General features: G+C 74.9%; 1 protein-coding gene. It reads right to left on the bottom strand.

From position 1 onward, the window contains the following. A partial coding sequence (locus tag D3227_RS40885) for a TlpA disulfide reductase family protein (RefSeq protein WP_147377860.1) occupies positions 1-390 on the bottom strand: 390 nt, incomplete at both ends.

The following is a 390-nucleotide window of genomic DNA, read 5'->3' on the forward strand; positions in this document are numbered from 1 at the left end:
GTGGAACGCGCTCCAGGAACTTCCGCACTGCGGAAGGCTGGTCGATCGCCAGGCCCACCACCTGCCAGCCGCGCGCGCGGTGCTCGCGGTAGAAACCGTTGAGCATCGGCAGCTCTTCCACACACGGCGGGCACCACGTCGCCCAGAAGTTGACCAGCAGCGGCCGGCCGCGGAAGGCCTGCATCTCCACGGCCGCGTCGCCCTGCCGGGGCGCGTCGAACCGCTGCGCCCACATGGCGGCTTCGGCCTCCGGCAACGCCGCGTGGGGCCGCAGGCGCCACCAGGCCAGGCCGGCCCCCGCGGCTGCGGCGATGGCTGCCGCCCCGGCATAGAGGGCACGGCGGCGCGAGCGGTCGACAGAGGACGGGTTCGGCGCACCGGGCGCCGAAG

This window comes from Mesorhizobium waimense (assembly GCF_003601975.1).
In the GTDB taxonomy this organism is placed as follows: Bacteria; Pseudomonadota; Alphaproteobacteria; order Rhizobiales; family Rhizobiaceae; genus Mesorhizobium; species Mesorhizobium waimense.